Here is a 20,241-nt window from a genome sequence, read left to right as displayed (position 1 = left end):
GCGCGCAACCCACCCTCGCGGGAGCAATCAATCGCGGGCGCGCAGATGCAGGCTGCCATCAGCGCCGGTATGCACCTGCACCGGCAGGATCTCCGGCAGCAGCGCAACGGCGGTCTCGGCGTGATCGGCATCGAACACGCCCGAGACCTGCAGCGGTCCCAGCTGCGGGTCATCCAGCACGATGGGGCGGTCGTGATAACGCTGCAGGATGCGCAGCACTTCGGCCAGCGGCAGGCGATCGAACTGCAGGCGACCACGGGTCCAGTCGGCCCGATCCGGGCTGACCGGCTCGGGTGGCGACAACGATCCCGGCTGGGCCAGCACACGCTGCCCTGGCTTCAGGCGCTGCTCGGTACCCCCGCCATCCACACGCACGCCCACCTCGCCGCGCCACAGGGTTACCTCGCTGAGGTTGCCCTGCCGGTCAACGTCGAACACCGTGCCGTAGTTGCGCACATGCACCGGCCCGGCCTCGACCTCGAACGGGCGCCAGGTCGAGTGCTGCACCTGGAAACGGGCCTGGCCCTGCACCAGCAACACCTGCCGCGAGCGAATGTGCCTGCGGACCTGCAGATGGGTGCCGGCGTCGAGCAGCAGATGGCTGCCATCGGGCAGTCGGATGTCGCGGCGTTCGCCTACCGCAGTCCGATAGTCATGCGCCTGCCATGCCGGGTCGGCAATGAACACGCCAGTGGCCGCGATCAGCAGCAGCGGCAGGACGATCTTCGCCGCACGCCCACCGCGACGACGCTGCAGGGCCTCCGCGCTGGGCATGGGGAAGCGTTCCTTCAGGGCATCCCGATGCTGGTCCAGCACCTGGTCGGTGGTGGCGGGTTGGACCGGCGGTTGCGGTGTCGGCGGCGGCTGTGCACTCATCGCAGGCCAGCCGACAGTTGGCAATCGGCCATGGCCAGGCGCAGGTGGCGCTCCACCGCCTTGAGGCCGATGCCCATGCGGCGGGCAACCTCGGCCTGCGGCAGTTCATGGATCTTGTGCAGGACGAAGACCTGCTGGCGGCGGCAGGGCATGCGCTCAATGGTCGCGCCCAGTCGCTGCATTGCCTGCTGTCCCTGCGCCTGCTGCTCCGGCCCGGGGCGCGGGCAGGTGTCATCGGGCAGCTCGGCACGTGCCTCCACCCAGTGCCTTCGCAGATCCTCGGCGCGGCAGCGGTCCACCGCGGCATCGTGTGCGATCCGCCGCAGCAGCGCGACCGGTTGGCGTGCGTCGTGCGCGACCGGGCGCTCCAGCAGGCGCACGCAGACATCGTGCACCACCTCACGGGCCAGTCCCGGCGAGCGGAAACGGCGGCGGAGATATTCCACCAGTTCCTCGTAATGGCGCACCAGCGAGGACATCAGCGGCGGCGCAGGCGGGCAGGGAGAGGGCAGGCGGGACATCCGGAACGGCAGTGGGGGTAAAGGGCGGGCACAGGGAGGGCATCCCTGCGCGATGACGCAATACTAATGGGAACTGTTCTCGTTTGCCATGCGGCACGCAGGCCCGGATTGTTCGTCGGGGCTGGAAGGTGAAACCACGATCATCGGCTGGAGCGCAGAATCGGCCGCGGCTAGCCTGCCAGCAGGCTCAAGGAGATGGACCATGCACGTGCTTCTGGTGATGGTGGGTGGGGTTCTGCTGTTGGGGGTATTCCTGCTGTTCGGGCGGCTGTGGAGCGTAGGCCAGTCACAGCTGCCCGCGGCCCTGATTGCGTTCACCGCCACCTGGCTGCTGGTGACGGTGGCCAACATGTGGGTGGGCGTGAGCAAGGCAGGCTACGCCGTCCGCGAGGAGCTGCCGATCCTGCTGCTGGTGTTCGCCGTGCCGGCCTTGCTGGCCGGTCTGCTGTACTGGCGCCTGGCGCGCTGAAGGACGGCCATGAGCACACGACTGCGACTGCCCGCCCTGCGCCAGCGCGATGGCCACCACGCCCGCGTCACCTACGAAGAGCTGTTCTTCGACCTCGTCTACGTATTTGCGGTTACCCAGCTAAGCCATCATCTGCTGCATCACCTGGACCTGGTCGGCGTGATGCAGACGCTGGTGCTGTGGTTCGCAGTCTGGCTGGGCTGGCAGTACGCCTGCTGGGTCAGCAACTGGTTCGATCCGGAGGCGCCACGCATCCGCAGCCTGCTGTTCGTCACCATGCTGCTGGCGCTGCTGATGTCCTCGTCCATTCCCGAGGCCTTCGCTGATCGCGCCTGGGTCTTCGCGGGGGCCTACGCCACCATGCAGGTCGGGCGCACGGTGTTCGTGCTGCTGGAGGTCGGGCGTCGCCACCCGCTGGCGCCCAATTTCCGCCGCATGCTGGCGTGGGTGAGCGTGTCGGCCTGCTTCTGGCTGGCGGGCGCTGCCGCCGAGGGCAACCTGCGCCTGGCATTGTGGGCGGTGGCGGTGGCCTGCGAGTACATCTCGCCGATGTTCGGTTTCGCGTTTCCTGGGTTGGGCCGCTCACACACCCGCGAGTGGACCATCGAAGGCGGGCACCTGGCCGAGCGTTGCCAGTTGTTCGTCATCGTCGCCTTGGGTGAGACGCTGCTGGCCACTGGCGGCGTGCTCAGCGAGGTCGAGCACTGGAGCGGCGATGTGGTCTCGGCGGTGCTGGCCACCTTCGCAGGCACCATCGCCATGTGGTGGCTGTATTTCGGCATCTCCAGCCGCGACGCCACTGCGGCGATCACCCATTCCGAGGACCCCGGCCGGATGGGCGCCAACTTCCACTACGTGCATGCGTTGCTGATCGCCGGCATCATCGCCACCGCGGTGGGCAATGACCTGGTCATGGACCATCCTGGCGCAGCGGTGACCCCGGTCTACGCCACGGTGCTGGTTGCCGGGCCGTTGATCTATCTGCTGGGCAGCGCCTTGTACAAGCGCATTGTGTACGGGCGCGCACCGTATTCGCATCTGATCGGCGCCACGGCGTTGGTGGTGTTGGGCGTAGTCTTGCCGCACACCCATCTGCTGGCCGCTGGCTGGCTGACCAGCGCGGTGCTGCTGGCGGTGGGCCTGATGGATACACAGTTGAAGCGTCGCCTGCAGCGCGCATGATCTGCACGTGCCGTTGCCGTACTTGCGCGGGCGGGCAATGGGAGTAGCGTTGTCGGCACCCCCCTTTGAACCGGGAGCAGCACTTCATGCAGAACCTGCCGCAATGGTTGTTGTGGGCCGGACTGTCTGCCGTGTTCGCAGCGTTGACCGCGCTGTTCGCCAAGGTTGGCGTCAAGGGCGTCGACTCGGACCTGGCCATGGCGATCCGCACCCTGGTGGTGGCCGCGGTGATCCTGCCGCTGGTGGTGGTCACCGGCAAATGGTCCAATCCGTTGCTGCTGCCGGGCCGCACCCAGCTGTTCCTGGTGCTGTCGGCACTGGCTACCGGCGCTTCATGGCTGTTCTATTTCCGCGCGCTGCAGAGTGGTGAGCTGGCCAAGGTCGCAGTGGTCGACAAATTCAGTGTGGTGCTGGTGATCGTGCTGGCCTACCTGCTGCTTGGCGAACGTCCGACCCTGCGGGAGTGGAGCGGCATCGGCCTGGTGGTGGCCGGGGTGATCGTACTGGCGACGAAGAAGTAGCAGCGTTCAAACCCATCGACGAGGGAGAGCAGGATGCAGGGCGAAGCGCGCGGTACCTTTGAAGTGAACCTGCTGCCGATCGGTGGCAACGATGGCCCGATCGGGGTGATGTCGATCGACAAGGTCTTCCATGGTGACCTGCAGGGCAGCAGTGTCGGCCAGATGCTGGCATTCCGCAGCCCGGTGCAGGGCTCGGCGGGCTATGTGGCGATGGAACGGGTAACGGCCACGCTGGCTGGGCGTCAGGGTGCTTTCACCTTGCAGCACAACGGTCTGATGACCCGGGGGACGCCGGAGCTGAGCGTGGTGGTGGTGCCCGATTCGGGCAGTGAAGGACTGCTCGGCTTAAGTGGCACACTGGAGATCTCCATCAGTGAAGGCCGCCACGATTACCGGTTGGTCTACGCGCTGCCGGAGCCGGAATAGGCTGCTTGCGGGTTCAAGCGCTGCCCGCCTGCAGGCGGTCATACATCCGCACCAGGTCGACCAGGGTGCGCGCGCCCATCTTGCGCATCACCTGCGCGCGGCGCACCTTCACCGTGATCTCGCTCACCCCGAGGTCGCCGGCGATCTGCTTGTTGAGGCGGCCGCGTACCACGCCGTCGACCACCTCGCGTTCGCCGGCGTTGAGGGTGTCCCAACGCAGCTGCAGCGCGCCGAGTGCCTCGCCGTCGCGGCGGCGCTGGCGGTCGATCTCGATGCCCTTGTGGATGGCATCCAGCAGTTCCTGGTCGCGGAAGGGCTTGGTCAGGAACTCGATGGCGCCGTCCTTGATCGCGTTGACGCCCATGGCGATGTCACCGTGGCCGGTGATGAACACCACCGGCAGCTGCAGGCCGTGGCTGCCCATCGTGCGATGGAACTCGAGGCCGCTCTGGCCTGGCATGCGCACGTCCAGCACCAGGCAGGCCGGTGCATCTTCCAGTTCGTGTTCGAGGAACGCCTGGGTGGAAGCGAAGGCGCGCACCTGCAGGCCCATCGAGGCCAGCAGGTCCTCCAGCGCGGCGCGCACCGACGGGTCGTCGTCGATCACGTAGACGATGGGTGCTGGATCGATGGCAGGGGCAGGGGGCTTACGCATGTTGAACGTCCGTGGCGATGGGCAGGTCGAAGACGAAGCAGGCGCCGCCGCCTGCCGGTCGTTCGGCGCGGATCTGGCCGTCGTTGGCCTCGATCATCGAACGGCTCAGGCTGAGGCCCAGTCCCAGCCCGTGTGACTTGGTGGTCCAGAAGGCATCGAATACTCGCTCGGGATGATCGGCGGGCAGGCCCACGCCCCGGTCGCGCACGCTGAGACTGACCCGCTGGCCGTCACGCCGGGTCAGCAGCGAAAGGCGCCGGTCGGCTGGCGGCACGGCTTCCATTGCGTCCACCGCATTGAGGATCAGATTGCCGATCACCTGCTGAACCTGCACGCGGTCGGCCTGCACCGGCGGCAGGTCGGCGTCCAGCAGCAGCGCCACGGCCACGCCATGCTGGTCCAGCTCGCTGCGCGACAGCGCCAGCATTTCCTCCACCGCCTGGTTCAGGTCGAAGGCCCGTCGTTCTGGTGCCGCGCCCTGGGTCAGGCCGCGGATGCGGGCGATCACGTCACCGGCGCGGTGCGCGTCGGCCAGGATGCGGGCCACGGTCTGGCGGGCCTTGTCCACGTTCGGTGGGTCCTGGGCCAACCAGCGTTGGCAGGCCTCCGCGCTGCTGGCGATGGCCGCCAGCGGCTGATTCACTTCATGCGCGATGGAGGTGGTGAGCTCGCCCACGGTGGAAGCGCGCGCCACCCGCAGCAGGCGGCCCTGTGCCTCCTGCACGGCGGCCTTGGCCGCTTCCATGTTCAGGGCAAGGTAGGTGGTGATGCCGATCACCAGCATGCCGATCACCGAGTTGACCAGGCCGATGCGGTAGGTGCCGAAGTGGGTGAGGAAGAAGCTCAGCCCGGTCAGCGCGATGCAGGCCAGGGCAAGCGTGATCAACCCGCGCGCGCTGAGCACGCGCGCTGCGGCGAGGATGACCGCGGCGTAGAAGCAGGCTGCCGCGACCGCGTAGTCGGTGACGGTATCGATCAGGAAGATCGCCGCCATCACGACGATCAGGGCCAGCAGCACCAGCGGGCGGCGAGGCGACAGCGATGGCATCGGGACAGCTCCCTGGCGTGGGGGGAAAGGATAGCAAAGCCATCATCGGTAGATGCCGACCTTGGTCGGCGTGCTCTCGTGGGGTGGGTGCCGACCGTTGGTCGGCACAAGCCAGAACGATGCCTGGTAGTGCCGGCCGCTTGCCGGCAAATGCGTGGTGTTGCCGGAATTCATGAGGTTGCCGGCCAGCGGCCGGCACTACTCCTCCAGGCTGGCGTTCCAGAACCCCTGCAGTACGCCGGGTGTGGTCGCCAGCGTCGCCAGTACCGCATCCAGTTCACCGGCATCCACCGTGGTGGCATACAACACGGCTTCGATCTCCACATCGCGTTCGCCGAACGGGCGCTGGTCCACCGCGCGCACCGGGTACTGTGCCTGCTCAAGCAGCAGCAACAACTGGTCCAGCACCTCGGCCTGCTGCTCGCGCTGGCAGACCACGTTGATCGCATAGGTCGCCTCGCTGAACGCCTCCGGCAGCGGTTGCCGCTGGATGCGGTTCACCACCGGCCGCAGCAGGGTGTTGGCTGCCAGCACGAAGATGGCGGCCAGCACCGCTTCCGGCAGCAGCTTGATACCGGCACATGCACCCACCGCCGCCGATCCCCACAGAGTGGCCGCCGTGTTCAAGCCGGATACCTGGGCCCCGTCCTTCATGATCGCGCCGGCGCCGAGAAAGCCGACGCCGGAGATCACATAGGCCACCACGTGCAGCGGCGATGGCGGGCCACCGTACAGGTCATGGAAGCGCACCGCGAGGTCGACAAACACCGCCGCTCCCACGGCCACCAGCGTATTGGTGCGCAGGCCGGCGGTGCGCTGGCGCAGCTGCCGCTCCAGGCCGATGACCGTGCCCAGCACGAACGCCACCGACAGGCTGATCAGCGAGCTGAGCGTGGCGCCGGCGTTGAACGCCGGCAGGTTGGGATTGATGTCCATTGTGTTTCTCCCTGGACAAAGCGGCGGACGTTTACTGCCAGCCGTAACGACGGATGTAGAACCGCTTCAGCGCAGTGGTCAGCACCGCATAGCCGAACAGGATCGCCACCAGGAACGGCCAGTAGCCGGCCGGCAGGGCCTGCAGCTTGAAGTAGCCGGCCAACGGGCTCATCGGCAGGGCCACGCCGATGGCCATGATCAGGCCGGTCATCAGCAGCAGTGGCGGCGCCGCGATGCTCTGCAGGAACGGTACCTTCGGCGTACGGATCATGTGCACGATCAGGGTCTGGGTCAGCAGGCCGACCACGAACCAGCCGGACTGGAACAGGCTCTGGTCGGTGGCGGTGCGCGCATCGAACACGTACCACATCAACGCGAAACAGGTCAGGTCGAAGATCGAGCTGATCGGCCCGAAGAACACCATGAAGCGTCCGATGTCCGCCGGGTTCCACTTCAACGGCTTGCGCACCAGTTCCTCGTCCACGTTGTCGAACGGAATGGCGATCTGCGAGATGTCGTACAGCAGGTTCTGCACCAGCAGCTGCAGAGGAAGCATCGGCAGGAACGGCAGGAAGGCCGAGGCCACCAGTACCGAGAACACATTGCCGAAGTTGGAACTGGCGGTCATGCGGATGTACTTCAGCATGTTGTTGAACGTGCGCCGGCCCTGGATGACGCCTTCTTCCAGCACCATCAGGTTCTTTTCCAGCAGGATGATGTCGGCGGCCTCCTTGGCGATGTCCACGGCGCTGTCCACGCTGATGCCGATGTCGGCCGCACGCAGTGCCGGGGCATCGTTGATGCCATCACCAAGGAAACCGACCACCTTGCCCTGTGCGCGCAGCTCACGCACCAGGCGTTCCTTGTGCAGCGGCGTCAGGCGGGCGAACACGCGATGGTGGTGCAGCGCACGCGACAGCGCGCCGTCATCCATGCGCTCGATCTGCGGGCCGGTCAGGATGGTGTCGGCGTCCAGTCCGACCTGCGCGCAGACACGGGCGGTCACCAGTTCGTTGTCACCGGTGAACACCTTCACCTCCACGCCATGTGCAGCCAGCGCCTGCAACGCCTGCGCAGCCGATTCCTTCGGCGGGTCCAGGAAGGCCACGTAGCCGACCAGGGTCAGGCCGCACTCGTCGGCCTGCGAATAGGTGGTCTGGCTGGCGGCGGTCTCCTTCATCGCCACCGCCACCACGCGCAGGCCCTGTTCGTTCAGTTCCTCGGTGGTCTGCCGCACGCGGGCCAGGCGGTGCTCGTCCAGTGGCATGTCGTGGCCGTTCTCGCGCACGGTGCTGCAGACTGCCAGCATTTCTTCGACCGCGCCCTTGCAGATCAGCTCGTGGTGATCCTCGCGCTCGGACACCACCACCGACATGCGGCGGCGCTCGAAATCGAACGGGATCTCATCCACCTTGTGGTAGTCCTGCGACAGCCGCAGCGAGCTCTGCAGCTCCACGTGCTCCAGCACCGCGCGGTCCAGCAGGTTGATCAGCCCGGTCTGGAAGTGGCTGTTGAGGTAAGCGAACGTCAGCACGTCTTCCGAATCGTGACCGAACACATCGGTGTGCCGCTCCAGCGCGATCTTGTCCTGGGTGAGCGTGCCGGTCTTGTCGGTGCACAGCACTTCCATGGCGCCGAAGTTCTGGATCGCATCCAGGCGCTTGACGATCACCTTGCGCCGCGACAGCAGCACCGCACCCTTGGCCAGGGTGGAGGTGACGATCATCGGCAGCATCTCCGGCGTCAGGCCCACCGCCACCGACAGCGCGAACAGGAATGCCTCGGTCCAGTCACCCTTGGTCCAGCCGTTGATCAGCAGCACGAATGGCACCATCACCAGCGCGAAGCGGATCAGCAGCCAGCTGACACTGTTGACGCCGGCCTGGAATGCGGTCGGCGCACGGTCGGTGGCGGTGCTGCGCTGGGCCAACGTGCCGAAGTAGGTGCGGTTGCCGGTGGCCAGCACCACGGCGGTGGCCGTGCCGGACACCACATTGGTACCCATGAACAGCAGGTTGTGCTGTTCCAGCAGGCCGGCCAGGCCGTCGCCGGGGTGCGCGAACTTCTCTACCGGCAGCGACTCGCCGGTCATCGCGGCCTGCGCCACGAACAGGTCCTTGGCGGTCAGCACGCGGCAGTCGGCCGGAATCATGTCGCCGGCCGACAGCACGATATGGTCACCGGGCACCAGCTCGCGGATCGGCAGGTCGAGCAGGCGTGCCGGGCGACGGCTGTGCAGGTGCGCGCCGAAGTACTGGTCGGCCACGTCGGCGGCCTCGGTACCGGGATTGCGGCGCAGCACGCGTGCGGTGTTGCCGACCAGTGCCTTCAGCCGCTCGGCCGCACGGTTCGAACGACCCTCCTGAACGAAGCGGATCAGCGTGGACAGCAGCACCATTGCACCGATCACCACGGTGGCCTTGATGTCCTCGGTCAGCCAGGAAACCGCCGCAAGCACGGTCAGCAGCAGGTTGAACGGATTGCGGTAGCACTGCCACAGGTGCCGCCACCACGGCAGCGGCTTTTCGTGATCCACCTCGTTGGGGCCGAGCGTGGCCAGCCGCTCCCCGGCCTCATGCGGGCTGAGGCCATCGGCATGCGACTCCAGCGTGGCCAGCAGTTCGGCTTCCTCCTGCTGGGCAAGGGTGACCAGGCCGGTGGTGAGCGCGAACGGCGCCGCTTCGGCGCTGCCCGGGCCAAAGCCGGCTTCGGGCATCGCACGGCGGCGGAACAGGTTGCCTGCGCGACGGCTGCGCAGGAAGGCATTGAACCAGGCGTTGAGCAGGCTCATGGGACTCTCCTCGAATGTCAGAGCCGGCCGCGGCCGGAACACGAACGGAATAGTTGGAACAGGTCAGGCGTGGCGCATCGCAAGCACCGCCGGTGACCACGGCTGCATGTGCAGCCGCTGGCTGCCACCGATGCACAGCGGCTTCATCGCATCGCGCAGGGGATAGGGCAGGTGGCGCAGCACATTGATGCGCTCGCTGATCGGCAGCAGCGACAGCGCGTCGGCCACCACGCGTGGCGAACCGAGCGACAGCGAACGGGCAAACGTGACCGGGCCGTGCTGCAGCAGCTGGCTGCGCAGCGCGGCAACATCGCGCTCGCCGATCAGGCGGCGCAGGGTGATGTAGAGGATCTTGTAGGACATGGGGGGATCTCCAGGCAGGCGGCACCTGGCGGTCCCCCGTCACTCAGGCAGGCAGGGACCGGCGGGCAGGCGCCAGGAACAGGCAACACGCGGGCATCCGGGGCGCGGTGCGCCCGGCAGGGTCGGGGTCCATCTGCGTCTCCATGAGGGGAGGGTGCCGGCCAGGATTGCCCTGGCCAGTGGCGCTATTGTCCGCCCCTGAATGGGGCAGTCCTAGAGGCCCGTGGGTTAGCCCGGCTATACCTTGGTATAGCCGGGTACCGGTAGCGCCAATCGAGGGTTCAGTGATGGATCAATGCGAAGCGCTGGTCTGCTTGCACACGTCGTACTCGCCACGGGTCAACGTCTTGTCACGGTCGGTATCGCAGGCATGCAGGCGTTCGGCCCAGTCCGGTGCGACGGCATCCACCTCGGCCAGCGTGACGATGCCGTCCTTGTCCTTGTCCAACGATTCGTAGGCAGGGATGAGCCTTACTTCGGTCACGTCCTCGGCGGCCGTTGCCTTGCTGGCCTCCTGGGTCTTGGAGCACGCGCCGAGCAGCAGGCCTGCACAGAGCGCGAGGGCGAGGGGGAGGCGGCGAAAACCGGTCATGGCGTGCTCCTGGGGAAAGGGCGAACCACCGGTGCGGTGGCCACGGCCGGATCTTCTGCGCGGGGCTGTAAGCGGGCTGCGAAGAACCGACCGGGTGGACATGTGTCGGTGGGCCGCCATTCACCGGGCCGCGTAGCGGCGATTGCGCAGAGATGCCCGGGGAGGCCGTTGGACGGAGACGACTCTACCCTTGAACGGTGGAATGCCGGCCAGCGGCCGGCACTACCCATCTGCTCAGACGCGGTCGGCAAAGGCATCTGTCGCGCGCACCAGCGCATCCACCGTGGCCGGCTCGTTGGCGCTGTGCCCGGAGGTCACCATCTCCAGCCGGGCTTCCGGCCAGGCCTTGGCCAGATCCCAGGCGCTGCGCGGCGGGCAGATGATGTCGTAGCGGCCCTGTACGATCACGCCCGGGAGATGACGGATACGATCGACATCACGCAACAGTTGGTCCGGCTCCAGGAAGATGCCGTTGCGGAAGTAGTGCGCCTCGATGCGGGCCTTCGCCAGCGTAGCCAGCGGATCATCGGTGGATTCGGCATCCACGTCGTGCTGCAGGGTGGCGGCGTTGTCTTCCCAGCCCAGCCAGGCCTGTGCGGCTTCGATGCGGGTCGCCTCATCCGGACCATCCATGCGCGTCCAATAGGCCGCGATCATGTCGCCACGCTCAGCTTCCGGGATGTAGGCCTCGTAGCGGTCCCAGCGCTCCGGGAAAATCCAGCGTGCACCGCCGTTGGCCTCGGCGAACCAGCGGTTCTCGATCTCGCGGCCGAGGAACACGCCGCGCACGATCAGGCCGGTAGCACGCTGCGGATGCGCCTGTGCGTAGGCCAGCGACAGCGTCGAGCCCCAGGAGCCGCCATAGACCAGCCAGCGCTCGATACCCAGATGCTCGCGCACCTTCTCGATGTCGGCCACCAGATCCTGCGTGGTGTTGTCGCGCAGTTCGCCGAACGGCGTGGAGCGGCCGCTGCCGCGCTGGTCGATCAGCACGATGCGGTAGCGCGCCGGGTCGAAGAAGCGGCGATGGGTCGGCGAGATGCCGGCGCCCGGGCCACCGTGCAGGTACACCACTGGAATGCCCTCCGGCGTGCCGCACTCTTCGATGTGAAGCGTGTGCAGATCGCTCACCTTCAGGGTGAACTCGCGATAGGGCTCGATGGCGGGGTACAGGGTGCGCATGGCAGGGGCCTCACAAGCAGGGGCGGCCAGCATACCCCCGCCCGTGGCACCCGGCAGCGCTGGTTGCCTGCCCGGTGATGGAATTGCGCTTGCCGATGCGCATAAGCTTCGATGATGCAAGCGACCACGACACGGATGTTCACCTTCGATCCCGGCCTCAGCAGCGGCGCGCGCGAGCTGCTGAAGTGGATCGCGTTACTGGCCATGACCGGCGATCACGTGGCCAAGGTGGTGTTCGGTGGCTACGTGCCGGTGGTCAGTGAGCTGGGGCGCATCGCCTTCCCGCTGTTCGCGCTGGTGATGGCCTGCAACCTGGCCCAGCCGGGGGCCGACCTGCGCAAGTCGATGCGTCGGCTGGCCCTATGGGGGCTGATCGCGCAGCCATTGCACGCACTCGCGTTCGGTTCCTGGCTGCCGCTCAACATCCTGCTGACCTTTGCCCTGGCGGCAGTCGCCGTGCATGCGCTGGCAAACAATCGACCGGTGCAGCTGTTGCTGGCTGCAGGCGTGTTGCCGATGTTCGTGGACTACCAGTGGGCCGGGGTTGGCAGCGTGCTGCTGGCCTGGATCGCGTTCCGGCGTTGCGCGTGGTGGCCGCTGCTGATTGCCTTGGCGGCGGTGTGCTGGGTCAATCAGAACGGCTGGTCGCTGCTGTCCATTCCTGTAGTGCTGCTGACTGCGCGCGTGCAGTGGCAGTTGCCACGTTGGCGCTGGGCCTTTTATGGCTACTACGTGGGCCATCTGGCGGTGCTGGCCGGATATGCGTGGTTGCAGGCCTGATCGCGGCTGCTGGTTCTCAGCGAACGGCAGCGCTGCAGTCAACAGCACCGGCCTGAAGGAAGCGCCGGGCTGAGTCAAGCAGGCGTGGCGCCCCGCCTTCCAGCGCCGTTCCCGCGTACTCGCCCAGCACGTGCAGCGTACCGGCATCCGGTACGTCGCTGCGGTGCCCCAGCAGCAGCACTGGCACGCCTGCGCGGCGGGCAAGGCGCAGCGGGCCGGGCAAGCGGCCGCCGCTGGCAAGAGCCTCCGCGGTCAGCACAGTGAAAACCGTGGCACCTCGCTGAAGCTGGCGCCACGCCGACCCGTGCCTTCCGCTGCGATCCACATCCAGCCGGTGCCCCCCGCGTTGCAATGCCTGCAGCGTGCGATACTGGTGTGACTGTTCGCGATGTGGGCACTGCACGAAGAAGTGCGCGGGCGCACCGGGGCGATCCAGTGCTGCGGCCAATCCCAGTTCCGCGTCGCCGCTCGGCAGCAGGCACACCACGCAGCGCCGGCCGGCGGCAGCGGGCCAGAGATGGAAGGGGTCGTGCCAGGCCATGGATCGCAGGTGGCGCTGGAGCTCGGCAAACGGAAGCCGCTGCAGGCGTTGCCGGTGAACCTGCCGCAACCAGTCGCGTGCCAGCGTGCGTGCTGTCCACCGGGTCGCCTCCATCGGGGTACACCCGGAGGCGCGCAGCAGGGTACGCATGCGATCGAAGCGCCGGGCCTGCAGCGTCGGGCCCAAGCCGGCGAAGACCCGCTCGGCAATGCATTGCTGCAAGGTGCCGGGAAACAGTCCTGATAGCCGGGCGCCAAGCTGCAGGCTGGCACGCCCACAGGCATGGCCCAGCATCAGCTTCAGCGCCCACACCCGCTCGCCCATCCTCCGTCCGTGCATTGCTGCGCTCCCGCTGCGTTCGGACGCAGCGTCGCGCAGCGGGAACCGTGCACATAGCTGACAAGTTCGAAATATCGCAGGCAGTCGAATGCGTCACTCACAGCCCCATTATTGGACATCGTCCTACATCGGCGGTGGGCCGCGGCTTCCATGCTGTTCGCCCAGCCCACACAAGGCGTCACACGGGTGCACCCGTCATGACTTCCGCCGCCCCTTCCATTGCAGAGACCCTGCGCCGCCTGCGTACCCGTACGAAGATGGGCGCGGCCGCTGCGGGCGAGCTGTTGGCGCTGAAGCGCTACCCGCGGCGCTTGATGCTGTCCTTTGCCGCAGTGCTCGGCCTGCTGTCGGTCAGCGTGCTGGTCACGCTCATCGTGGTGCAGGTCAATGCCTATGAGGCGCGCCGCATTGCTGAATTCCGCCGTGCGCACAACGCACTGCAGATCCAGCTGGGCCGGCAGGACGCCAGCTACGCGCGGCTGGCCAACATGGCCGAGTACGCATGGGGCCGTGGCATCCAGCTTGGCCGGTACAGCCCCCAAGCCCTGCGCAAGGCGTATCTGGCGGGTGACCAACGCCTGGTGGTGGTGGCCGATGAGGGCAGCAAGCCGCAGATGGCGCTGGGCCTGTCCACTGCAGACTGGGCAACGTCGCAGCTGGAGCGTTACCTCGAGCTGAGCGCGGCAGTCTCGCTCATCCAGCGGCTCATCACCACGCCGAATGATGGCGAGCCGGCTGCTGTTTCCTATTTTTTCGACCCGAGCGGCCAATACCTGTCGCTGGACAAGGGCCTGACCGAGCGCAGCCTGAGGGAATCCCTGGCGGTGAATTCACGCGCCGAGGTGTTCGAGCATCTGCGCTCCCCCGCGCACCTGCTGGCGCCCGCATCCAGCGTCGACCAGGTGCCACTGCTGGAGAGCGTCGCCAGCAGCAACCTGCCGCGGCGCACGTTCGGGCTCCACCCCATCAGCGGCGAAGCGTCGCTGGTATCGGTGTTCCAGGCCAGCGAAGCCGGGCGCCCGTTCGCCACCTTTGTTGCCTACGAACCCATATCCGGCCTGCAGTCCCTGCTTGCCCGCAACAGCCAGGGCTATCTTTCGCTGTTTGATCGTGACGGCCTGCGCCTGTTGAGCGCCAATCAGCCGATGGCCGCACGCGGTGGCCCCGCCATGGATCGTGACTGGGTGCTGCTGGGCGATGCCACCCGTGCGCGCTATCACAACGGTCGCTTCACGCTTGCGTTGGCGGTGGACGGAACGCCGTGGACGCTGGTGGAGACATATTGCTGGCAGGACATCCTGCGTGGCATCACGCCGATGCTGCTCGGCAGCGCCGCGATGCTGCTTGTTGGGCTGGTGCTGCTGTGGGGGCTGCTGCTATGGCTGCATCGCCGCATGTACGTGCCGGCATTGCGCCAGGTCAAGGCGATCTATGCCCGCGATCGACGCCTGGGCCTGTTGCTGGAACACGTCCCGGTGGGCATAGCGCTGATGGACGCGGCCACGGGCGACATACAGCACTGGAACGGCCCGCTGCGGGAGATGGACCGGGTAACGGGGACGCGACTGATCCGGCAGCTGCGTGAAGTGGCCATGAGCGTCGATCTGGGCAGCGGGCCGGTCACCGTCAGTGATGATCTGCCGCGGGTGCTTGATCGCGGCCAGCGCCTCCACCACCGCACGCACCTGCATTGCAGCAGTGAATGCTGGCCAGGCAGTGTGCTGTTGATCGTGGAGGACATCAGCGAACACGTGCATGCGGTACAGCACGAGCAGATGCGCTGGGCAGAGGCCGAGGCCGGCAGCCATGCCAAGTCGAATTTCGTGGCGGCCATGAGTCACGAGCTGCGCACGCCGCTGCACGGCATCATCGGCCATCTGGAGCTGCTGGGCCGGGCACCATTGCTGGCGGAGGCCGGCGAGCGCGTGCTGCGCCTGCGCCAGTCGGCCGACTCGCTCATGGATGTGATCACCGATGTGCTGGACCTGTCGCGCATCGAATCGGGGCAGTGGACGCTGAACCCCGAGCGTTTTTCGCCAGTGGTGATGCTCGAGCGGGTGGCCATGCTGTATGCCCCGGTGGCGCAGGCAAAGGGGTTGCAGCTGGATTGCGTGGTGGACCCGGGCGTTCCGGCCGCCGTGGTCGCGCCGATGGGCACGATCGAGCGTGTACTGCGCAACCTGGCCAGCAATGCGCTGAAGTTCACCGCCTCGGGGCGGGTGCAACTGCGCGTGTCGTGCCTGCGTGGCGAGAACGGCAGCTACCTGCGCCTGGAAGTGACCGACTCGGGTATCGGGCTCAGCGCCGAGGAGTGCGCGCGCCTGTTCCAGCCGTTCGTGCAGGCCGATGCCAGCATCCTGCAGCGCTTCGGTGGCTCCGGGCTGGGCCTGGCCCTGTGCCAGCAGCTGTGCGAGCGCATGGGCGGGCGCATCTGGGTGGAAAGCACGCAGGGGGTCGGCAGCCGCTTCATCGCCGAGGCGCCACTGCAGGGCATCCCCAGCATCCGACCCGCTGTGCCGCTGAAGTGCAGCTTGATCGGCCTGCTGGCCTCGGCTGGCCCGTGGCGCGATGAGTTGGGCCGCCGCCTGCAGGACTGGGGCGCCCAGGTGCAGTTCCTGGGCCCGTCGGAGCATGGCACGCCGGCCCTGGTCGACCTCGCCGCCATCGTGGTGTTCGAGCCCTTGCAGGACCCGCTGCCGCGAATCGCAGCGCATGGCATCCCCTGCGTGCAGGTCAGCCGCGATGGACCGGTGCGTGTGCGCTGGGACGGGCAGGTTGCCGTGGTCTCCTGTTACAGCAGCAACGCGCTGTACCAGGCGCTGCAGCAGGCCCTGCCGGTGCCAGGGCCCGACCTGACAGCCCACGTAGCAATCGGATAGATTGCATGGGCACTCACCTCAGGATCACGGTCATGGCAGGCTCAGACGCAGTGCATGGCCCTGGCAGGCACGCTGCCGCCACGCGGCTGGACGACCTGCGCCAGCTGCGCCGCCGGCTGCTGTTCGGCGGCGGCGCGCTGATCACCGTACTGGTGCTGCTGACCGCCATCGTCAGCTCCATTGCCGATGTTGAAGAGTTCCATGCGCGCGAGCGGCATTCATTCAACGAGGCACGCGCCGCCGTCGAGTACTACCTGCTGCAACGTGATCGCGCCTATGCCACGTCCATCAATGGCAACGATGTGCTGTGGCGCGACCAGCGCGCCGGGTTGATCGCCAGCGGGGCCACCCTGGCCGCGCGGTTCCACGCGCAGGGCGAGGAAGTGCTGGTGCGTGCCGAAGGACGCACCGCCGTGCCGTGGCTGGTGCTGGGGCTGAAGAACAATCCATTGCCTGCGCAGGAGCTGGACGCGTACCTGGGCATGGTGGACATCTACTCGGCCTACACCGCCGATTCGATCACCTCGCAGAATGCGTCCGGGCCGCTGCTGGTCTATGCCTACGAGCCTCAAGGGCGGCTGCTGGCGGTTTCCAACATCCGCGACGAAGCCCAGTTGCTGCAGACGCTGGGCGTGGCCACCCGCCAGCAGGCGTTTGCGCGGCTGCTGCAGGAAGAGGCGCAGATCCGCCAGGTGCCAGCGCGGCCCGGCCCGATCCGGGAAGCGGCACGCGAAGGACGCCTGCTGTCGCGCTATGGCACCAATCCGTTCACCGGGCAGCCGTCGCTGGTGGGCATGGTCACCTTGGCCGAGGGCAGCACGCCGTACTTCCGCCGCGTGGTGTTTGAATCGATCGGCAACATCAAGTCCCAGCTCGAGGCCCGCGAGCAGGGGCGCTATCTGGTCACCACCGCCGACCGCCAGGTGGTGCTCAGTACCGGGGGTCTGTCCAGCAGGGAACAGGAGCTGCTGATGACGCTCCCGTCGGCTGGGGCAGGGCAGGTGGCCGCGCAGCCGGTGCGTCGTTACAGCCAGGGACGGTTCGTCGTGGCAAGCCGGCTTCCGGGCGTAGACTGGGCGCTCGGCCACGTCTATGACTGGTCCGATATCTGGCGCAGCCAGGGGCCCTACCTGCTGGCCCGCTCGCTCAGTGCACTGCTGATCATCGGCCTGCTGTGGTGGCTGCTGCTGCGCATCGACCGGCGGGTGTTTACCCCGGCACTGGCCGACGCGACGCGGGTGTACGAAAGCGAAGCGCTGAGCCGGGTCATCATCGGCACCGCGCCGATCGGGCTGGCCCTGCTGGCCCGCAGCAGCGGCGAACCGCTCCTGCAGAACCACACGGCACGCGAGCTGGTCGAGTCCGTGCACCACGCCGGCGAAGACATCACGCTGCCGCCGCTGTATGCACGCCTTGCAGAGCTCGGGCGCAGCGCCGGCATCGGCGAAGTGCTGGAACTGCAGTGGTCACCGGCAGAGTCGGGCACCGCCACCCAGCTGCAGATCAGCATGGCGCAGGCCACCTACTACGAACAGCCGGTCTGGGTCTGCGCACTGCGTGATGTCACCGCCCAGGTCGAGCTGGAAGACAATCTGCGCCGCGCACGCGAGGACTCGGAGGTTGCGCGCCAGTCCGCCGAAGCCGCCAACCGTGCCAAGTCCGCGTTCGTGGCCACCATGAGCCACGAAATCCGCACGCCCCTGAACGGGGTGCTTGGCCACCTGGAACTGCTGGCGCGTTCTCCACTGCAGGCGGGCCAGCGCGAACGGCTGGACCGCATCCGCTTCTCCGCAGACGCGCTGATGCGGATCATCAGCGACGTACTGGATTTCTCCAAGATCGAAGCAGGCCAGCTGGATGTAGAGCCCGCGCCGTTCGCGCTGCGGCCGCTGATCGAGGGCGTGGCGCTGCTGTTCGCGCCCGACGCGCTGCGCAAGAGCGTGCGCCTGTACTTCACCGTGGAAGCGCCCGCTGCGCAGGCCTGCATCGGCGACGCGCACCGCATCCGCCAGATCCTGACCAACCTGGTCGGCAACGCGGTGAAGTTCACCGAGTCAGGCCGCATCCTGCTGCGTGCAGAAGTGCAAACCGCGCCAGGCCAGGGCTCGCTGCTGCGGGTACAGGTCATCGACTCCGGCATTGGCATGAGCCCGGCGCAGATCGCACAGTTGTTCCAGCCGTTCCAGCAGGCCGACGCCAGCGTGTCCCGCCGCTATGGCGGCAGCGGCCTGGGGCTGGCACTGTGCCAGCAGATTGCGCAGGCCATGGGTGGCCAGGTATCCGTGGACAGCACCGAGGGCGTCGGCAGCAGTTTCACCCTGCTGCTGCCAGTGCAGATGCAGCCGCTGCTGCCCGCGCCCGCGCAGCCATTGCGGGGCTCGCACATCACGGTGCTGTCGAGCACGCCGGAATGGCGCGCCGAGATGCAGCGCCTGGTGACGGCGTGGGGAGGCACTGCCACGGTGCTGGATCGCCCGCAGGATGATGCCGGCGGTGACGCGCTGCTGATTGTTGGCGATCATCGGGCCTGGAGCGCGGAGGAGGAGCGCCGCCTGGTGCAGGCGCACGCGCGTTCCGTGTATTCGTACGCGCAGGGACCATTGACCGCCGAGCGCCGCGGCGATCGCCTGGAGGTCAGCTGCTACGCCAGCGACGCGTTGCTGGAGGCGCTGGCGGCGGAGGCGGGCGAACAGGCCGCACCGTCGCTGCCGGAAACCGTACCGGCCGGCACGCGCGGGCGCGTCCTGCTGGTTGAAGACAATGCGGTGAACCGCGAGCTGATCCAGCAGCAGCTGGAAGAGCCTGGCTTCAGCGTGGACGCCGCCGAAAACGGGCAGGCGGCCCTGGCGCTGTGGCAGGACGACCTCTACCGCGCGGTACTGACCGACATCAACATGCCGGTGATGGATGGCTATGCGCTGGCACGTGAGCTCCGGCGGCGCGGACATTCACTGCCGATCCTGGCCATCACTGCGACCGCGCTGGCCAGTGAACGTGAGCGTTGCCTGGCGGCAGGCATCGACGATCTGTTGCTCAAGCCCCTCGATCTTGTGCGCCTGGAAGCGGGCTTGGCGCGATTGCAGGGGCCGCCAAGGCCAGCTGTACCCGCAACCGCACCGCAGACCGTTTCGGTGGCCATCCGCCGGCTGTTCGTGGATACCGGCGAAAAGGACCTGCAGGCCATCACCGAGGCGCGTGCGCAAGGCAATGCCACGCACCTGCTGGAACGTGTGCATGCGTTCAAGGGCGCGCTGCTGATGCTGGGCGAGAAGGCGCTGGGCGAGCAGTGCGGCGCCGTCGAGCTGGCGCTGCGCGAGAACGCTGCGGTCAGCGACGCAGCACTGGATGCCTTGCAGTCGGCGCTGCGCGAGCGCCTGGACGAATACCGTCGCGGCCTGGAGCCATCAGCGTGAGCAGCTCGATGCGCCCACCGCAGGCATCAGCGCTGAACGTCCTTCAGGCCAAGCTCTGCAGCGAACGTCAGCAGCTCGGCATCGCGCTCGATGCCCAGCTTGCGCATCGCATTGATCTTCTGCGTGCTGACGGTCTGCTTCTTGCGGTCCAGCTTCAGTGCGATCTCGGCCACGCTCAGGCCTGCGATGAACAGGGCGACGACCTCATGTTCGCGCGGCGAGAGATCGGTGATGCGGCGGCGCTCCCGTCGCTTGAGAATGTCGCTCACGCTGGGCGAGAGATAACGGCGGTTGGCATAGACCGCCATCACCGCCGCCGGTACCTGCTGAAGGTCATCGCCCTTGCTGACAATGCCCAGCACGCCGCTGGCGTCAAGCCTGTTGAGCAGCGCGGGCTGGTCCAGCCCGGTCATCACCACGATCCGCAGCGCGGGAAACAGCGTGCGCAGGTGATCCAGCATTTCCAGGCCATCGCCGTGGGCACCGCCCGGCATCGCGTAATCGGTCACCAGTACATCGCAGGCCTCGCGCTGCAGCAGCTCCACCAGCTGCGTGGAATTTTCCACCGCACCCACGCAATGAATGGCTGGGGCCTCGTCCAGCACGCTCTGCACGCCCAGGCGTATCACCGGGTGATCATCGGCAACGGCAACGCGGATGGACAACTGGGTCATGGGGTCGGGTGTCCGGTCAAGGTCAGTGGTGCGAACCGCTCAATGGAGAAAGC

The 20,241-nt window shown here is 67.2% G+C and carries 18 protein-coding genes; 7 read left to right on the top strand and 11 right to left on the bottom strand.

The features are described 5' to 3' along the window. Positions 1–27: 27 nt before the first annotated feature. Together EZ304_RS01630 and EZ304_RS01625 are read right to left on the bottom strand one after the other, a co-directional pair. Positions 28–876, bottom strand: coding sequence for a FecR family protein (locus EZ304_RS01630; protein WP_142806062.1), 849 nt, complete (start codon positions 874–876; stop codon positions 28–30). Then, positions 873–1,397 (bottom strand): RNA polymerase sigma factor, encoded by a 525-nt coding sequence (locus EZ304_RS01625; protein ID WP_099550930.1) that lies wholly within the window; start codon positions 1,395–1,397, stop codon positions 873–875. The genes EZ304_RS01630 and EZ304_RS01625 overlap by 4 nt, the downstream gene beginning before the upstream one ends. 202 nt (positions 1,398–1,599) lie before the next feature. Between EZ304_RS01625 and EZ304_RS01620 the strand changes: the two genes are divergently transcribed. The 4 genes from EZ304_RS01620 (at position 1,600) to EZ304_RS01605 (ending at position 3,995) form a co-directional block, all read left to right on the top strand. Further along, entirely contained in the window at positions 1,600–1,866 is a 267-nt protein-coding gene (locus tag EZ304_RS01620; RefSeq protein WP_099551061.1) for a hypothetical protein, read from the top strand. Positions 1,867–1,875: 9 nt separating this feature from the next. Continuing rightward, entirely contained in the window at positions 1,876–3,048 is a 1,173-nt protein-coding gene (locus tag EZ304_RS01615) for a low temperature requirement protein A (protein ID WP_099551060.1), read from the top strand. Between the two features lie 86 nt (positions 3,049–3,134). Then, the gene (locus tag EZ304_RS01610) at positions 3,135–3,569 is read left to right on the top strand and encodes an EamA family transporter (RefSeq protein ID WP_071305278.1); all 435 of its coding nucleotides are present in this window, start codon (positions 3,135–3,137) and stop codon (positions 3,567–3,569) included. A gap of 33 nt (positions 3,570–3,602) precedes the next feature. Beyond that, on the top strand, positions 3,603–3,995 hold the full coding sequence (locus EZ304_RS01605; RefSeq protein ID WP_099551058.1) for a DUF3224 domain-containing protein: 393 nt from the start codon (positions 3,603–3,605) through the stop codon (positions 3,993–3,995). 13 nt (positions 3,996–4,008) lie between these two features. On the opposite strand, the gene EZ304_RS01600 is transcribed toward EZ304_RS01605, so the two are convergent. The 7 genes from EZ304_RS01600 to pip form a co-directional block, all read right to left on the bottom strand. Next, a complete protein-coding gene (locus EZ304_RS01600) occupies positions 4,009–4,650 on the bottom strand; it encodes a response regulator transcription factor (RefSeq protein WP_142806061.1) in 642 nt (213 codons plus the stop codon). Then, positions 4,643–5,698, bottom strand: coding sequence for a sensor histidine kinase (locus EZ304_RS01595; protein WP_142806060.1), 1,056 nt, complete (start codon positions 5,696–5,698; stop codon positions 4,643–4,645). The genes EZ304_RS01600 and EZ304_RS01595 overlap by 8 nt, the downstream gene beginning before the upstream one ends. A gap of 198 nt (positions 5,699–5,896) precedes the next feature. Further along, entirely contained in the window at positions 5,897–6,634 is a 738-nt protein-coding gene (locus EZ304_RS01590) for an MgtC/SapB family protein (protein ID WP_142806059.1), read from the bottom strand. 31 nt (positions 6,635–6,665) lie between these two features. Continuing rightward, the gene (gene mgtA, locus EZ304_RS01585; RefSeq protein WP_142806058.1) at positions 6,666–9,425 is read right to left on the bottom strand and encodes a magnesium-translocating P-type ATPase; all 2,760 of its coding nucleotides are present in this window, start codon (positions 9,423–9,425) and stop codon (positions 6,666–6,668) included. A gap of 63 nt (positions 9,426–9,488) precedes the next feature. Further along, positions 9,489–9,788 carry a hypothetical protein gene (locus EZ304_RS01580; RefSeq protein WP_099481573.1) on the bottom strand — a complete coding sequence of 100 codons (300 nt, stop codon included), beginning with the start codon at positions 9,786–9,788 and terminating at the stop codon, positions 9,489–9,491. Positions 9,789–10,080: 292 nt separating this feature from the next. After that, positions 10,081–10,380, bottom strand: coding sequence for a hypothetical protein (locus EZ304_RS01575; protein ID WP_142806057.1), 300 nt, complete (start codon positions 10,378–10,380; stop codon positions 10,081–10,083). Between the two features lie 234 nt (positions 10,381–10,614). Further along, a complete protein-coding gene (gene pip, locus EZ304_RS01570) occupies positions 10,615–11,562 on the bottom strand; it encodes a prolyl aminopeptidase (RefSeq protein WP_142806056.1) in 948 nt (315 codons plus the stop codon). Between the two features lie 114 nt (positions 11,563–11,676). Between pip and EZ304_RS01565 the strand changes: the two genes are divergently transcribed. After that, the gene (locus EZ304_RS01565) at positions 11,677–12,342 is read left to right on the top strand and encodes a TraX family protein (RefSeq protein ID WP_142808058.1); all 666 of its coding nucleotides are present in this window, start codon (positions 11,677–11,679) and stop codon (positions 12,340–12,342) included. 16 nt (positions 12,343–12,358) lie between these two features. Here EZ304_RS01565 and EZ304_RS01560 read toward each other — a convergent pair whose 3' ends face one another. Beyond that, on the bottom strand, positions 12,359–13,207 hold the full coding sequence (locus EZ304_RS01560; RefSeq protein WP_260678198.1) for a hypothetical protein: 849 nt from the start codon (positions 13,205–13,207) through the stop codon (positions 12,359–12,361). A 212-nt stretch (positions 13,208–13,419) separates the two neighbouring features. On the opposite strand from EZ304_RS01560, the gene EZ304_RS01555 reads away from it, so the two are divergent. Next, on the top strand, positions 13,420–16,101 hold the full coding sequence (locus tag EZ304_RS01555; protein WP_142806055.1) for a sensor histidine kinase: 2,682 nt from the start codon (positions 13,420–13,422) through the stop codon (positions 16,099–16,101). Positions 16,102–16,133: 32 nt separating this feature from the next. Beyond that, positions 16,134–19,514 carry a hybrid sensor histidine kinase/response regulator gene (locus EZ304_RS01550; RefSeq protein ID WP_142806054.1) on the top strand — a complete coding sequence of 1,127 codons (3,381 nt, stop codon included), beginning with the start codon at positions 16,134–16,136 and terminating at the stop codon, positions 19,512–19,514. A 26-nt stretch (positions 19,515–19,540) separates the two neighbouring features. Here EZ304_RS01550 and EZ304_RS01545 read toward each other — a convergent pair whose 3' ends face one another. Next, positions 19,541–20,188 (bottom strand): response regulator transcription factor, encoded by a 648-nt coding sequence (locus EZ304_RS01545; RefSeq protein ID WP_142806053.1) that lies wholly within the window; start codon positions 20,186–20,188, stop codon positions 19,541–19,543. Between the last annotated feature and the right edge of the window lie 53 nt (positions 20,189–20,241).

Source organism: Stenotrophomonas maltophilia, assembly GCF_006974125.1.
Lineage (GTDB): Bacteria > Pseudomonadota > Gammaproteobacteria > Xanthomonadales > Xanthomonadaceae > Stenotrophomonas > Stenotrophomonas maltophilia_O.
This window is presented reverse-complemented; position numbering and strand designations above follow the sequence as displayed.

Excerpts from the sequence above, each read along its gene's own strand:
- EZ304_RS01630 (WP_142806062.1), bottom strand. The coding sequence starts at position 876 with ATGAGTGCACAGCCGCCGCCGACACCGCAACCGCCGGTCCAACCCGCC.
- EZ304_RS01625 (WP_099550930.1), bottom strand. The coding sequence starts at position 1,397 with ATGTCCCGCCTGCCCTCTCCCTGCCCGCCTGCGCCGCCGCTGATGTCC.
- EZ304_RS01620 (WP_099551061.1), top strand. The coding sequence starts at position 1,600 with ATGCACGTGCTTCTGGTGATGGTGGGTGGGGTTCTGCTGTTGGGGGTA.
- EZ304_RS01615 (WP_099551060.1), top strand. The coding sequence starts at position 1,876 with ATGAGCACACGACTGCGACTGCCCGCCCTGCGCCAGCGCGATGGCCAC.
- EZ304_RS01610 (WP_071305278.1), top strand. The coding sequence starts at position 3,135 with ATGCAGAACCTGCCGCAATGGTTGTTGTGGGCCGGACTGTCTGCCGTG.
- EZ304_RS01605 (WP_099551058.1), top strand. The coding sequence starts at position 3,603 with ATGCAGGGCGAAGCGCGCGGTACCTTTGAAGTGAACCTGCTGCCGATC.
- EZ304_RS01600 (WP_142806061.1), bottom strand. The coding sequence starts at position 4,650 with ATGCGTAAGCCCCCTGCCCCTGCCATCGATCCAGCACCCATCGTCTAC.
- EZ304_RS01595 (WP_142806060.1), bottom strand. The coding sequence starts at position 5,698 with ATGCCATCGCTGTCGCCTCGCCGCCCGCTGGTGCTGCTGGCCCTGATC.
- EZ304_RS01590 (WP_142806059.1), bottom strand. The coding sequence starts at position 6,634 with ATGGACATCAATCCCAACCTGCCGGCGTTCAACGCCGGCGCCACGCTC.
- mgtA (WP_142806058.1), bottom strand. The coding sequence starts at position 9,425 with ATGAGCCTGCTCAACGCCTGGTTCAATGCCTTCCTGCGCAGCCGTCGC.
- EZ304_RS01580 (WP_099481573.1), bottom strand. The coding sequence starts at position 9,788 with ATGTCCTACAAGATCCTCTACATCACCCTGCGCCGCCTGATCGGCGAG.
- EZ304_RS01575 (WP_142806057.1), bottom strand. The coding sequence starts at position 10,380 with ATGACCGGTTTTCGCCGCCTCCCCCTCGCCCTCGCGCTCTGTGCAGGC.
- pip (WP_142806056.1), bottom strand. The coding sequence starts at position 11,562 with ATGCGCACCCTGTACCCCGCCATCGAGCCCTATCGCGAGTTCACCCTG.
- EZ304_RS01565 (WP_142808058.1), top strand. The coding sequence starts at position 11,677 with ATGCAAGCGACCACGACACGGATGTTCACCTTCGATCCCGGCCTCAGC.
- EZ304_RS01560 (WP_260678198.1), bottom strand. The coding sequence starts at position 13,207 with ATGGGCGAGCGGGTGTGGGCGCTGAAGCTGATGCTGGGCCATGCCTGT.
- EZ304_RS01555 (WP_142806055.1), top strand. The coding sequence starts at position 13,420 with ATGACTTCCGCCGCCCCTTCCATTGCAGAGACCCTGCGCCGCCTGCGT.
- EZ304_RS01550 (WP_142806054.1), top strand. The coding sequence starts at position 16,134 with ATGGCAGGCTCAGACGCAGTGCATGGCCCTGGCAGGCACGCTGCCGCC.
- EZ304_RS01545 (WP_142806053.1), bottom strand. The coding sequence starts at position 20,188 with ATGACCCAGTTGTCCATCCGCGTTGCCGTTGCCGATGATCACCCGGTG.